Source organism: Pseudomonas sp. KNUC1026 (assembly GCF_021650705.1).
GTDB lineage: Bacteria > Pseudomonadota > Gammaproteobacteria > Pseudomonadales > Pseudomonadaceae > Aquipseudomonas.
The window spans coordinates 2,751,343-2,764,315 of record NZ_CP087138.1; the positions used below are offsets into that span (position 1 = coordinate 2,751,343).

At 64.0% G+C, this 12,973-nt stretch carries 15 protein-coding genes and 2 pseudogenes; 12 read left to right on the forward strand and 5 right to left on the reverse strand.

The genetic code is table 11. From position 1 onward, the window contains the following. The first annotated feature begins 163 nt into the window (after positions 1 to 163). The 5 genes from LN139_RS12765 (at position 164) to LN139_RS12785 (ending at position 3,980) form a co-directional block, all read left to right on the forward strand. Complete coding sequence (locus tag LN139_RS12765) at positions 164 to 847, forward strand: response regulator transcription factor (RefSeq protein WP_236353992.1); 684 nt, start codon at positions 164 to 166, stop codon at positions 845 to 847. Beyond that, positions 825 to 2,222, forward strand: a complete 1,398-nt coding sequence (locus tag LN139_RS12770; protein WP_236354004.1) for a sensor histidine kinase — start codon at positions 825 to 827, stop codon at positions 2,220 to 2,222. The genes LN139_RS12765 and LN139_RS12770 overlap by 23 nt, the downstream gene beginning before the upstream one ends. Then, positions 2,219 to 2,878, forward strand: coding sequence for a response regulator transcription factor (locus LN139_RS12775; protein ID WP_236354006.1), 660 nt, complete (start codon positions 2,219 to 2,221; stop codon positions 2,876 to 2,878). Before LN139_RS12770 ends, LN139_RS12775 begins: the two co-directional genes overlap by 4 nt. A 150-nt stretch (positions 2,879 to 3,028) precedes the next feature. After that, the gene (locus LN139_RS12780; protein WP_097084916.1) at positions 3,029 to 3,262 is read left to right on the forward strand and encodes a DUF1654 domain-containing protein; all 234 of its coding nucleotides are present in this window, start codon (positions 3,029 to 3,031) and stop codon (positions 3,260 to 3,262) included. A gap of 55 nt (positions 3,263 to 3,317) precedes the next feature. Further along, positions 3,318 to 3,980, forward strand: a complete 663-nt coding sequence (locus tag LN139_RS12785; RefSeq protein ID WP_236360387.1) for an endonuclease — start codon at positions 3,318 to 3,320, stop codon at positions 3,978 to 3,980. A 22-nt stretch (positions 3,981 to 4,002) separates the two neighbouring features. On the opposite strand, the gene LN139_RS12790 is transcribed toward LN139_RS12785, so the two are convergent. The 3 genes from LN139_RS12790 to LN139_RS12800 are packed head-to-tail and all read right to left on the reverse strand — an operon-like array spanning position 4,003 to position 5,802. After that, positions 4,003 to 4,524 (reverse strand): DUF2937 family protein, encoded by a 522-nt coding sequence (locus tag LN139_RS12790; RefSeq protein WP_236354008.1) that lies wholly within the window; start codon positions 4,522 to 4,524, stop codon positions 4,003 to 4,005. Between the two features lie 9 nt (positions 4,525 to 4,533). Continuing rightward, positions 4,534 to 5,310, reverse strand: coding sequence for a class II glutamine amidotransferase (locus LN139_RS12795; RefSeq protein WP_236354009.1), 777 nt, complete (start codon positions 5,308 to 5,310; stop codon positions 4,534 to 4,536). A gap of 9 nt (positions 5,311 to 5,319) precedes the next feature. Next, on the reverse strand, positions 5,320 to 5,802 hold the full coding sequence (locus LN139_RS12800) for an MFS transporter (RefSeq protein ID WP_236354011.1): 483 nt from the start codon (positions 5,800 to 5,802) through the stop codon (positions 5,320 to 5,322). Here LN139_RS12800 and LN139_RS12805 point away from each other — a divergent pair. The 5 genes and pseudogenes from LN139_RS12805 to LN139_RS12825 all read left to right on the forward strand — a co-directional run bounded on the left by LN139_RS12805 (position 5,801) and on the right by LN139_RS12825 (position 10,940). Beyond that, positions 5,801 to 7,903 (forward strand): annotated as a pseudogene (locus LN139_RS12805) (S9 family peptidase). The gene LN139_RS12800 and the pseudogene LN139_RS12805 overlap by 2 nt on opposite strands. Positions 7,904 to 7,909: 6 nt before the next feature. After that, positions 7,910 to 9,229: a hypothetical protein gene (locus LN139_RS12810; RefSeq protein ID WP_268944736.1), complete on the forward strand. Its 1,320-nt coding sequence runs from the start codon at positions 7,910 to 7,912 to the stop codon at positions 9,227 to 9,229. Continuing rightward, positions 9,178 to 10,041 (forward strand): prolyl oligopeptidase family serine peptidase, encoded by an 864-nt coding sequence (locus tag LN139_RS12815; protein ID WP_236354014.1) that lies wholly within the window; start codon positions 9,178 to 9,180, stop codon positions 10,039 to 10,041. The genes LN139_RS12810 and LN139_RS12815 overlap by 52 nt, the downstream gene beginning before the upstream one ends. Before the next feature lie 8 nt (positions 10,042 to 10,049). After that, positions 10,050 to 10,513, forward strand: a pseudogene (locus tag LN139_RS12820) (Crp/Fnr family transcriptional regulator). Between the two features lie 67 nt (positions 10,514 to 10,580). Beyond that, positions 10,581 to 10,940, forward strand: coding sequence for a YgaP family membrane protein (locus tag LN139_RS12825; protein ID WP_236354016.1), 360 nt, complete (start codon positions 10,581 to 10,583; stop codon positions 10,938 to 10,940). On the opposite strand, the gene LN139_RS12830 is transcribed toward LN139_RS12825, so the two are convergent. Then, a complete protein-coding gene (locus LN139_RS12830) occupies positions 10,941 to 11,390 on the reverse strand; it encodes a YcgN family cysteine cluster protein (RefSeq protein ID WP_236354018.1) in 450 nt (149 codons plus the stop codon). A gap of 109 nt (positions 11,391 to 11,499) precedes the next feature. Here LN139_RS12830 and LN139_RS12835 point away from each other — a divergent pair, with 109 nt between their 5' ends. Further along, on the forward strand, positions 11,500 to 12,093 hold the full coding sequence (locus tag LN139_RS12835) for a nitroreductase family protein (protein ID WP_236354019.1): 594 nt from the start codon (positions 11,500 to 11,502) through the stop codon (positions 12,091 to 12,093). 37 nt (positions 12,094 to 12,130) lie between these two features. On the opposite strand, the gene LN139_RS12840 is transcribed toward LN139_RS12835, so the two are convergent. Then, a complete protein-coding gene (locus tag LN139_RS12840) occupies positions 12,131 to 12,472 on the reverse strand; it encodes an I78 family peptidase inhibitor (RefSeq protein ID WP_236354023.1) in 342 nt (113 codons plus the stop codon). 216 nt (positions 12,473 to 12,688) lie between these two features. Here LN139_RS12840 and LN139_RS12845 point away from each other — a divergent pair, with 216 nt between their 5' ends. Continuing rightward, a complete protein-coding gene (locus LN139_RS12845; RefSeq protein WP_236354025.1) occupies positions 12,689 to 12,940 on the forward strand; it encodes a hypothetical protein in 252 nt (83 codons plus the stop codon). The last annotated feature ends 33 nt before the right edge of the window (positions 12,941 to 12,973 follow it).

Genomic DNA, 12,973 nt, shown 5'->3' on the forward strand with positions numbered 1-12,973 from the left:
GAGCAACCTTTAGAAACAACTTGGTACCCTGTTGCTTACATTTTGCTACTTTTCCGTGCAATCCGCCTGATCCCAGCCAACATGAAATAATCTTCAGTCCTTCATTGGGCGAACCTTGGCACAATGCCAGTCGTCTGAAGCCGACATCCGGGTAATTGATAACATGACTCGCGTATTGACCATCGAAGACGATGCAGTCACCGCCAGGGAAATCGTCGCCGAGCTGACCAACCACGGGCTCGAAGTGGACTGGGTCGATAACGGCCGCGAAGGGCTGGTCAAAGCCGTCAGCGGCGATTACGACGTAATCACCCTCGACCGCATGCTGCCTGAGCTGGACGGCCTGGCGATCGTGACCACCCTGCGCACCATCGGCGTCAGCACCCCCGTGTTGATGATCAGCGCGCTGTCGGATGTCGATGAGCGCGTGCGCGGCCTGCGTGCCGGCGGTGACGACTACCTGACCAAACCTTTCGCCTCCGACGAAATGGCTGCCAGGGTCGAGGTGCTGCTGCGCCGCAAACAGGCTGCTACCACCCAGGACAACATCCTGCGCGTGGCCGACCTCGAGCTTGACCTGATCACCCGCGAAGCGCGTCGTGGCGAGCAGCAGCTGAGCCTGCTGCCCACCGAGTTCAAGCTGCTGGAATTTCTCATGCGCAATGCCGGGCAGATCCTCACCCGCATGATGATTTTCGAGGAAGTCTGGGGCTATCACTTCGACCCCGGCACCAACCTGATCGACGTACACATCGGGCGCCTGCGCAAGAAGATCGACCCTGCCGGCCAACCGCCACTGATCAAGACTGTACGGGGCTCTGGCTATGTCATTGCCGAACCCCTCTAAGGGTTGGCGCTCCTCCAGCAGCCGGCTGCTGGCGCTCTACAGTTTCCTCTTCGTGGCCTGGAGCAGCATCCTGCTCGGGGTGCTGTATTTCGAGGTGTCGGACTACCTCAACAGCCTCGCCCGGCATTCGCTGATGCAGCGCCAGCACCTGTTCTCGCGCTTCGTCGGGCAAGACCTGGAAGACGCCCTGGCCGCCAGCGAGGCGTTCGACAACCGTGCCTACGATGCCTGGGGCCTGTTCGACGACGAGCTCGACCCGTTGGCCGGCGAACTCAAGCGCATCCCGCGTGGGCTGGCGCTGGACGGCAGCATCTACGAGCTGGACGACTGCACCCAATCGAACGACCCCAAACTGCCTCAGGACAGCTGCGCTGCGGTTGCGATGCCCACCCGCGACGGCCGTTGGCTGGTGCTGGTGCGTGACAACGGCTCACTGTTCCAGGTCACTCACATCATCCTGCGCGCGCTGCTCTGGGGTGTGTCGCTGACCATCCTGCCCGGCGCTGCCGGCTGGCACCTGCTGCGCCGCCGCCCGTTGCGGCGCATTCGGCAGATCCAGGCCAGCGCCGAGTCGATCATCGCCGGTGACCTGGCGCAGCGCCTGCCGCTGTCGAACCGGCGCGACGAGCTGGACATGCTGGCGGCGATCGTCAACGCCATGCTCGACCGCATCGAGCGGCTGATGCTGGAAGTCGAAGGGGTGTGCGACAACATCGCCCACGACCTGCGCACGCCGCTGACGCGCTTGCGGGCGCAGCTGTATCGGATCAAACAGCAGGCTGAAGCCGATTCGGCACACGCGCTGCAGCTGGACCAGGTGATCGACGAAACCGACACACTGATGGCGCGCTTTCGTGGGCTGCTGCGCATTTCGGAGCTCGAAGACCATCAGCGCCGCTCGGGTTTCGTGATGCTCGACCTGCTGCCATTGCTGCACGAGCTGTACGACTTCTACCTGCCCCTGGCCGAGGAAGGCGAGTTGCAGCTGGCGCTCGACGTGCCGGCCAGCCTGCCGAGCGTAAATTGCGACAGGGCGTTGATGTTCGAGGCGATCGGCAACCTGCTGAGCAACTCGATCAAGTTCACCCCGCCGGGCGGCAAGGTCACCCTGCACGCACGCGTTGAACAGGGCGCACCACTGATCGAAGTCGAGGACTCCGGCCCCGGCATTCCTGAAAGCGAGCGCGAAGCGATCTTCCAGCGTTTCTACCGCCTCGACGAAAGCGGTGGCCAGGGCGGCTTCGGCCTGGGCCTGTCGATCGTCGCGGCCATCGTCAACCTGCATGGCTTCAGCCTGCGCGTCGGTAGTGCGCGGCTGGGCGGAGCCAGCCTGAGCCTGCATTGCCGCAGCAGCACCCCTTTGGTGGCGACATGAACCTACTCTACCTTGCCCAGGAAACCGACCCGAGCCTGATCGATGCGCTCCAGCACGCCGGCCATACGCTGCGCTGCGCTGCGACCGAGCAGTACGACCATGCGCTGCGGGGCGACTACAGCTTCATCGTCCTTGACCTGCCCCGGGCCTCTCCGCGGCTACTGCAACGCTGCCTGCAACGCCGCGGCCACGCCTCCGTGCTGGTGCTGCTGGGCGACAGCGACCACCAGGCGCGCATCGAAGCGCTCAAGGCCGGGGCCGACGTGTGCCTGTCACGGCCGGTGAGCGCTGAGGAGCTGCAAGCGCGCATGCAGGCCCTGACCCGCCAGGCGCCAGCTCCGGCCAATGACTCCGGAGCTGGCTTGTGGCTTTCGAACAATCGCCTGTTGCTGGGCCGCGGTGCACGCCAGCAGAGCGTGACCGTCACCGAACAACGCTTGCTGGCACTGCTCGCGGTGCAAGCCAGCCCGATCAGCCGCCAGGCCATCGAGCAGCACCTGTGGGGCGATGAAGCTGCCAGCCGCGGGCCGTTGATCGAGCGGCACATCTGCAACCTGCGGCGCAAGCTGGCGGACCTGGGTGCGCCTTATGCGCTGCAGACCCTGCGTGGCTATGGCTACTGCCTCAACGATGGGCTGCGGGTGAGAACCGACTGAGGCATGCGCCCGGCACCTTCGGATTTTTTTTCAGGATTGCGCAGCAAATCAGTGATTTAGCGGTCTGAGCGAAAGTTTTCTGACAACCCGTTGCGAAAAGGGCTACAACCCAATACTGTACGCCCATACAGCAACATGAGGAAAAACTTCGTGAACACCTCTGCACTCGGCAGCTACGAGCAATTGGGGCTGCGCATCCAGAAGATCATCAACTCCACGCGCGCGCAGAGCAGCCGCAGCGCGCTGCTGTTTCGCCAGGCCGGGGAGAACCCCGACGACTGGGAGCGCATGCTTCAGGAAATCGCCGAAAACGATAACGTCACCCTCGCCTGGCGCGATGACGGTGGCATCCAGTTGTTCTGGACGGTGCCCGGTAATGATTGACTCTTTGCGCAACACGTTGCACGCACGTTTGCTGGCTACCGCCGGTTTGCTGTTGATGGCCTGTGCAGCCCAGGCCGATGCCCCTGCGACCTTCAGCCAGGCCAAGAAAGTCGCCTGGGGCCTGTACGCACCGCAATCCACAGAGTTCTACTGCGGGTGCAAGTACACCGGCAACCGGGTAGACCTCGCCAGCTGCGGCTACATCCCCCGCAAGAACGCCAACCGCGCCAAGCGCGTGGAGTGGGAACACATCGTTCCAGCCTGGCAGATCGGCCACTTGCGCCAGTGCTGGCAGAAAGGTGGGCGCAGCAACTGCACACGCCATGACAAGACCTACCAGCGCGCCGAAGCTGACCTGTTCAACCTGGTGCCCAGCATCGGCGAGGTGAATGGCGACCGTAACAACTTCAGTTTCGGCTGGCTGCCCGAACAGCGCGGCCAGTACGGTGCCTGCCTGACCCAGGTGGACTTCAAGGCCAAGAAGGTGATGCCGCGCCCGAGCATCCGCGGCATGATCGCCCGCACTTACTTCTACATGAGCAAGCGCTACGGCCTGCGGCTGTCCAAACAGGACACCCAATTGTTCCAGGCCTGGAACAAGACCTACCCTGTGCAAGGCTGGGAACGCGCCCGCAACCAGCAAGTGGCGTGCGTGATGGGCCACGGCAACGAGTTCGTCGGGCCCGTGAACCTCAAGCGCTGCGCCAAGGGCGCCTGAGAAGGCAGGAAATCGCTGGCGCCTAGCGCCAGCTTTCGGGGATCGGCTTGTGCCGGCGGATGCCGAAGGTGTAGCCGATGCCGATCATCAGCCATTCGAACGCAAGCGCCAGCGCAACGGCCAGGCCCACGCCCCAGCCGATGGCTTCAGGCGAGAGCGGCACCTGGTAGTTGTAGCCTTGCAAGGTCTCGTCGCGGATCTGCGCATCGGCCTGGGTCAGCACGTGCCAACTGCGTTCGTACCACCGGCCTTGCAACGCCGACCATTCCAGGCTCAGGGTTTGCTCGCGGGCTACCAGCGTGGCCACGCTCTGGGCATCACTGCGAAACACCGGGTCATCACTGCTCTGGTAATGCTGCACCAACGCCTGAAGGTCACCGCCGAAGAACTTGCCGGCGGTGTCGCTGAAGCCTTGCAGGCTGGCCCGGGCTTCGTTCAGGTGTGCCTGCACCCGGGTGGTGTAGTCGTTGAGCAGGCCGGGCCATTGCACCCCCAGCAGCAGGCAGGCGGCGAAAACGATCAAACGCATGTAGCTGCGCAGCATGTGCAGTCCTTATTCGGATGAGCCCTGTGCCAGGCACTCGCCCTGGCGCCACAGCGCCCATTGGCCAGGCAGGTAGGGGTGCCAGGTTTCGTTGTCGGTCAGGGCCTCGGTGGCGATCACCGTGACCACATCGTTGGGGGTGGTTTCGGCCTGGAAGTCGACGACCATTTCCAGGTCCTTCAACCGAGCCGGGCCGAAGGGCGCGCGGCGGGTGATGTGCACCAGTTTGGTCGAGCAATAGCAGAACAACCAGTCGCCGTTGGAGACCAGCATGTTGAACACCCCAAGCGCGCGGTAACCCTGGCATGCCTCCACCAGTACCGGCAGGCATTGCTCAGGCTCCACCGGCTCGGGAAAGGCTGCACGCAAGCGGTTGAGCAGGTCGCAGAAGGCCGCTTCGCTGTCGGTATCGCCCACCGGGCGGTAGAACCCGGCCGGCGGGCTGAAGCCGGCCAGTTGGCCGTTGTGGGCGAAGCACCAGTTGCGGCCCCAAAGCTCGCGCACGAAGGGGTGGGTGTTGGCCAGGCGCACGCGGCCGACGTTGGCCTGGCGGATGTGCCCGATGACCACTTCGCTCTTGATCGGGTAGCGCTGCACCAGTTGCGCCACTTCGGATTCGCTGCTGGCGGCCGGATCCTGGAACAGGCGCAGGCCACGGCCTTCGTAGAAACCGATGCCCCAGCCATCACGATGCGGCCCGGTGCGGCCACCGCGCTGCATCAGCCCGCTGAAGCTGAAGACGATGTCGGTGGGGACGTTGGCGCTCATGCCCAGCAGTTCGCACATGGCAAGTTCCTAGAGACGAGGTTCGATACGCCCGCGCGCAGATGGACGGGGCGCCTCGGCAACCGGTTCCGGGGCGGCAGGTACCACGGCCGGGGCTTCATCGGCCTGTGCCTTGGCCAGCGCCTGCTCGCGCGCCTCGCGCTCGGCGCGCCGGGCTCGTGCAGCGCGCTCGAACGGCCAGCGGATCAGCGCGAATACCACGTAAACGATCATTGCGATGACCGCGTACATGGCAAGCTCGGATGCCGCCTGCCAGATGTGCGAGGTGTCCTTGAAAAGCACGTCCAGCGCGACCACCGCCAACGCCGGGGCCAGCTTGGCCGAGGATGAGTCGACCGCCGTAGGCGTGCACACCGCCACCGCAGCCAGCAGCCGCAACGGCTCGCGCAACCAGCGCCACAGCCAGCCGGTCAGGCGAAACCACACCAGCAGGCAGCCCAGCGCCGCGACTGCGTAGATACACCAGGCAATGAAGTAATCGTGTTCTGTCATGGAATTTGGAAGGACGCCCAACGCAAGGGCACCTATCATAGCGGCTTTTGCCAGAGGACGCTGCCATGACGAACACCGCCCCCGGGCCCGCGCAGGTGACGGCGCCGACCCGTATGCCTGGCTGCAGGAGCGCGATGCGCCCGAAGTGCTCGACTACCTCAACGCCGAAAACGCCTGGCTGGAACAGCAGTTGGCGCCGCAGCAACCGTTGCGCGACGCCCTGTTCGAGGAAATCCGCGGGCGCATCCAGGAAACCGACCTTTCGCTGCCCTCCCCTGGGGCCCGTGGCTGTACTACACCCGCACCACCGCCGGTGATGAATACCCACGCTATTACCGTCACCCTCGCCCGGCCGACGGCAGCCTGGTGGTAGGCGCCTCAGCGGAGCAGCTGCTGCTGGACCCCAACGAACTGGCCGGTGGCGGCTTCCTTTCGATCGGCACCTTTGCAGCGAGCCCAGACCAGCGCCAGCTTGCCTACAGCCTCGACACCGAAGGCGACGAAATCTACCGGCTGTTCGTCAAGGACCTTGCCAGCGGCGCGGTCACCGAACTGCCTTTCGAGGATTGCGATGGCAGCATCACCTGGGCCAACGACAACCAGACGCTGTTCTTCGCCACCCTTGACGACACCCACCGGCCCTTCCGCCTGTGGCGGCATCGGCTGGGCAAGGAAGGCGCCGAGTGTGTGTTCGAAGAGCCGGATGGGCGCTTCTTCCTGCACTGCTATCGCACCAGCTCGGAGCAGCACCTGGTGCTGCAGTTGGGCAGCAAGACCACCAGCGAAAGCTGGGTGCTGGATGCGGCCACGCCCGAGCAGCCTTTCACCCAGGTGGCCGCCCGTACCGAAGGCCATGAATACGACCTCGACCACGGCTGCCTGCAAGGCCAGTCGCAGTGGTTCATCCGCACCAACGCAGACGGTATCAACTTCGCCGTCTACCACAGCGAAGGCGCAGTTCCATCGCGCGAGCTGTGGCAATGCCTGGTACCCCACAATCCGGAGGTGATGATCGAAGGCATCACCCTCAACCGCAGCGCCCACGCCTTGAGCCTGCGTGAAAACGGCCTGCCGGTGATCGAGGTATGCCCCGGGGATGCCGCAGCCTACCGAGTGCAATTGCCCGATGCTGCCTACAGCCTCTACGTACAGGACAGCCTCGAGTTCGACGGCCCGCATATCCGCCTGCGCTATGAAGCCCTGAACCGCCCCGCCCAGGTTCGCCAACTGGCGCTGGCCAGCGGCGAACAGCAAGTGCTCAAGCAAACCCCGGTGCTGGGCGGCTTCGACGCCGATGCCTATGTCAGCCAGCGCCTTTGGGCAACTGCCAGCGACGGCACCCAGGTGCCGATCAGCCTGGTGGTGCGCCGCGACCTGCAAGGCCAGGCGGTGCCGCTCTACCTTTACGGCTATGGCGCCTACGGCACTACGCTCGACCCGTGGTTCTCCCACGCGCGGCTGAGCCTGCTCGACCGCGGCTTCGCTTTCGCCATCGCCCATGTGCGCGGCGGCGGCGAGATGGGCGAGGCCTGGTACCGGGCCGGCAAGCTCGAACACAAGCCCACTACCTTCAGCGACTTCATCGCCTGCGCCGAGCACCTGGTCAGCCAGGGCCTGACCACTCCTGCGCAGTTGGCTATCAGTGGCGGCAGCGCCGGTGGGCTGCTGATCGGCGCGGTGCTCAACCAGCGCCCCGACCTGTTCGGTGCGGCGATCGCCGAGGTGCCCTTCGTCGACACCCTCAACACCATGCTCGACCCGGACTTGCCGCTCACCGTCACCGAATATGACGAATGGGGCAATCCGCAGGAGCCGGAGGCTTATGCGCGCATCAAGGCCTACGCCCCCTGACGAGAACGTGAGTGCCCGGGCGTACCCCGCCATGTTGGTGGTGGCCGGCTACAACGACAGCCGCGTGCAGTATTGGGAAGCCGCCAAATGGGTCGCACGCCTGCGCGCGGCCAAAACCGACAGCAACCTGCTGCTGCTCAAGACCGAGATGGAGGCTGGCCATGGCGGCATGAGCGGCCGCTATCAGGGGCTGCGTGATGCGGCGCTGGAATACGCCTTCCTGCTGCGGGTGCTGGGGTTGGCGGTTTAACTATCGATGGCGGGCCGCAACGGCCCGCCACGCAGACTGCGGCGCTCTGAACACAGGAGCCCCGACATGCAAGCCACTCCCGACCCACTTGCCTGGCTACAAGACGCAACCTCTCCCCGCACGCTGCAATGGCTCGCGGACGAAAATGCTCGCACCGATCATTTCCTTCGGCAGACCGAAGCGCTGCGAGAGCAGCTCTACGAAGAAATTCACGGCCGTTACCAAGCCGCCGACCTTTCGGTGCCCACGCCTTCTGGCCCATGGCTGTACTACTTTCAAAAGCAGCTCGGCCAGGCCTTCAGCAACTACTACCGGTGCCCCCTGCCGGCCGATGGCTCTCTGAACATCGACCCGCTGCAACAGCAGTTGCTTCTTGCACCCGATGCCCTGGCACACCAGGGTCAGATAGCATTCGGCACCGTCAGCGCCAGCCCCGACCACCGTTACCTGGCCTACAGCGTGTTGATCGGCCAACAACCCGGGCTTTACGTGCAGAACCTCGAAGTGCCACAGACGCCGGCGCTCCGCCTTCCTGTGGAAGGCTTCGATGGCAGCCTGACCTGGGCCAGTGACAGCCAGACGTTGCTGTGCGCCCAGGCCAACGCGCGGCATAGCCATCGCCTGCTGCGCTACCGGCTGGGTGATGCCGAGGCCAGCGCTGTATTCGAGGAAACCGACGACCGCTTCGACCTCAGTTGCACCCGCAGCCGCTCGGGCCAATGGCTGCTGTTGCACAGCATAGGCCCGGGGGCCAGCGAGGTATGGGTAGCGGCCGCCAATGATGCTCAAGGCCAGTTCAGTTGCCTGATAAGCCGCACCCAACAACGCCGCGCCCGGCTCGACCATGGTCACTGGGGAAACGAGCCGCACTGGTTCTGCCTCAGCGCGCAGGCTGGAGGGCCTGCACAGTTAATGCGCATGCCATCGTCACCGAAATCTACAGCGCCGACCTGGCAGGTCATCGCGGCCGCCGAGCCCCTGCAAGCGATCGAGCGCATGGTCCCCTTCGCAAGCGGGCTGCTGGTTCTGATGCGCGACAGCGGCCAACTCAAGCTGCGTATTTTCCGCGCGCACACGCTGGTTACCAGCGTCGAGTTTCCCGACTCGCTGCACAGCATCGCGCTCGGTGCGCTGCCTGACTACGAGAGCACCGGCATGCTGCTGACCTACGAATCCTTCACTCATCCCGGCAAGTGCGCTGGCTCGACCTGGGCAATGGCGCCCAGCGCGGTGGCGCCCAGCGCGGTGGCGCCCAGCACAATGGCGCCCAGCGCGTGCTCAAGGCTTATCCGGTACAGGGTAATTTCGACAGCACCCGGTACCTGAGCAAAAGGCTGTGGGCCACCAGTGCCGACGGCACCCGTATACCGATCAGCATCACATTGCGCGCCGACCACCAGCACCGAGGCGCCTTACGCCTGGTGCTCAGCGGCTATGGTGCATATGGCGTCACCCAGGAGCCTGAGTTTTCCTACTCGGCGCTGAGCCTGCTGGACAGAGGCTTTGCATTGGCCACGGCTCATGTGCGCGGCGGTGGCATGCTCGGTCAAGCCTGGCACGCTGCAGGCCAAGGCCTGAACAAACAGCGCTCATTCGATGACTTCATCGCATGCGCCGAGTACCTGATCGAAGAAGGCTGGACGACCGCAGAGGCATTGGTTATCCACGGCGCCAGTGCAGGAGGCCTGCTGGTGGGCGCGGTACTCGATCGACGCCCCGAGCTGTTCCGAGCAGCTATTGCTCGCCAGCCCTTCGTGGATGTGCTCACGGCGATGTCGGACCCGGATCTGGCACTGACTACTCAGGAGTATCAGGAATGGGGCGATCCGCGCCAGGCTGAGCAGAACGCCGAGATACGCCGCTGGTCACCTTATGAAAACGTCTCGAACCAGGCCTATCCGGCGTTGCTGGTCAGCGCGGGCTTGCTGGACCGCCAGGTGCCATACTGGCAACCAGCCAAATGGGTGGCGCGGCTGCGCGAGCGCAAGGTTGATGACCACCTGCTGTTACTGATGACGGATCTGCAAGGCGTACACGGAGCCCCGTTCGCCCGCAACGACCGGATCCGCCGCGATGCGGTAGAGTATGCGTTCATGTTCAAGGCCCTGGGCCTGGCTGAACACGCACCGGGAGACTGATTGCCACCATGGCCAACAGCAGCGCGCTCAACAACGAAATCCGCATCATCCTGATGGACTGTGGGCTGTTCAACCAGCTACTGCCGGAGGACTGCGCCACCGCCGCCGGGTTTTTCAGCCTCGTCAAGATGGAGCAAGGTGAAGTCATCTTCAAGGAAGGCGACGCCGGCAACTTCATGTGCATCCTCCAGTACGGTAACGTGTCGGTGCAGCGTGTCGACCTTGAAGGTAACGAAGTAGAGGTTGCGCTGCTGCGCAAGGGCCGCTCCTTCGGCGAAATGGCCGTGATCGACGGTGAGCGGCGCTCGGCCACCTGCGTAGCGGCGACCGAAGTGCAGTTCGTGAGCCTGGGCAAGGACTCGCTCGACAAGATGATGGCCGAGGCGCCCGGGTCGCGGCCAAGATCATCCGCGCCATTGCCGTGGCGCTGTCACGCCGCCTGCGCATGGCCGATGGGCAGAAGCTCTCCTGATAATCGCGGGAACGCGTACACGGGCAGGCAGGTCAGTTAGCTATCAGCCATCGTTCAGGAGCACACCATGCGCCGCAGCCTGCAGGAAATCATCGACACGCCCAGCGAGCAAGACCATAACGTCAGAGGGTGGGAGCGTGCCGGCTCGCTCGCTGCCGGTATCGTGCTGGTTGGCAAGGGCGTAGCAAGAGGTGGCGTGATCGGCCTGTTGCAGGTCGCTCTCGGCGGCGCAGCCCTGGTGCGCGGTTATACCGGCCACAGCAAAGCTCGCGAACTGCTCGAACGCGGCCGCCGCGACGCCGACCAGATCCGCGCGCACCTGGCTGAGGCGGGCGCCGAACTCAAGGCCTTGAAAGACAGCGCCATCGCCGCGACAGAGACTGCGACCGTGACCGGTGAAGACCCGAAGGCACCGCCCCTGTCGTGATCAGCCGGCCCGGAAGATCAAATGATCTTCCCAGTCGTCTTCATCGATTGCAGTTTCACTGAACATACGCCCCGCCTGGGAAACACGCTGCACATGAACCTGATCGCGATCGCCGCATACGAGGTAATGCCAGTCGGGTAAATCCTGGCCGTTAGCGACCAGCCGATAGGCGCAGCTGGGCGGCAGCCAATTGAACTGGTCGGCTTGCTCGACCGTCAGCTCGATGCAATCGGGCACATGCTGTTTGCGGTTGGGGTAGTCGGTGCAGCGGCAACTGCTGAGGTCGAGCATCTTGCAGGCCACACGGGTGTAGTACACCGCGCCGTCTTCCTCGTCCTCAAGCTTTTGAAGGCAGCAAAGGCCACACCCGTCGCACAACGATTCCCATTCGGCTGAGCCGAGTTGGGCAAGGGTCTTGCGCTTCCAGAATGCGGTGGCTTGGCTGCTCATTAACGTGGCCTTGAAAAGGGGCGCCAGTCTAAGGCGGCCGATACGGCTTGTCATCGACCGGGCATCGAAGTAGCGTTGCGTTTTCATGCCAGACGACAAGGACCGATCCATGAGCGACACGCCACGCGTTGCCGATTACGCCATTCACGAGCAGTTCACCAACCGCTGGTCACCGCGCGCGTTCGATGGTTCGACCATCGACGAAAACACATTGCTGGGCTTCTTCGAGGCTGCCCGCTGGGCACCTTCGGCCTACAACTCTCAGCCCTGGCGTTTTCTGTACGCACGCCGCGACACACCGAACTGGGAGCGTTTTCTCGGCCTGCTCAACGAATTCAATCGCAACTGGGCGCAGCACGCCTCCGCCCTGGTGATCGTGATATCCAAGACCACCTTCGTTGCGCCCGGCGCGACGGAGGAGAGCCCCGCGCTCTGGCATACCTTCGATACCGGCTCTGCCTGGGGCTACTTTGCCCTGCAGGCCAGCATCGATGGCTGGCACACCCATGGCATGGCGGGTTTCGATCAGGACCTGACTCGCAAAGAGTTGAGCATTCCTGAGGGCTACGCACTGCATGCTGCCGTGGCTATCGGCAAGTTGGGCGACAAGGCCAGCCTGCCGGAATACCTGCAAGCCCGCGAAACGCCCAGCCCGCGTAAGCCAGTGGGCGAAATTGCCGCAGAGGGCGATTTCTCGCTTTAGTGGACGCGGGGCAGCTTGCGCTGCTCCGCCTTGGCACTCAACCGCAGTTGGCGCGCAACACCTTGCCCGAATCGTCGACATACAGCGTCAGCCGGTCCGAACGGTAGTCCATGGTGATCATGTCACGCGGGCCCAGCACTCGGGCCACTTGCGAACCCGAGCGCACCCGCGCCTGGTCCAGCAATGCCTGGCTCGAAAGCTGGCCGACGACATATTGAGCGCCGGGGGCAGTGCAACGGCCGTCGCCGACGTTGCTGCTCGGCGAAGAAGGCGCAGGGCTTGCTGCCTGGCCAGCGGTGTCGGTATTGCTGCCACCGGCACATCCAGTGAGCAGGGCGAGGCTGGCAAGAGCCAGCAGGGTGAAACGGGTGCAGGGCATGTCGCTTCCTCTCGAACGGGTTTTTCCTTCTGCATCAACGTGCTTGGGACCGTTGATCGGCGCAGAGGTTGCAAGGTGCAGCAGTTTGCCAAACCGGAAGTGCTGTAAAACCGAATTCTTGTGACCAATTATTACGAGCAGCCTCCATAGCCCTCGGGCATATCGTGCGCGCCCGTGCTTTACTGCTCCATACCCCCTACGCGAGCGACCACCGCCATGAGCACCGTGCAACTGCAAGCTGCGATAAAGGCCCGCTGGCTGGATGGGCAATGCTCGCGTAGCCCAGGCTCCACCGAGGAACTGGCCATTCTGGCGGTCGATTTGCTGGTCCGGGAGCTGGGGCCGGCTGCGGCGCGCGGTTTCATGGAGCAGGCGTTGGAGCATTTCACCCAGGCGCACTGGCCACTGCCAGCTGCACCGAGCAGCACGCTCCAGGCGGGCATCGCCAGCGCTGCCCCTGCACCCTGATCACCGGGAGGCAGGCTGGCTCTGTGCTACCAA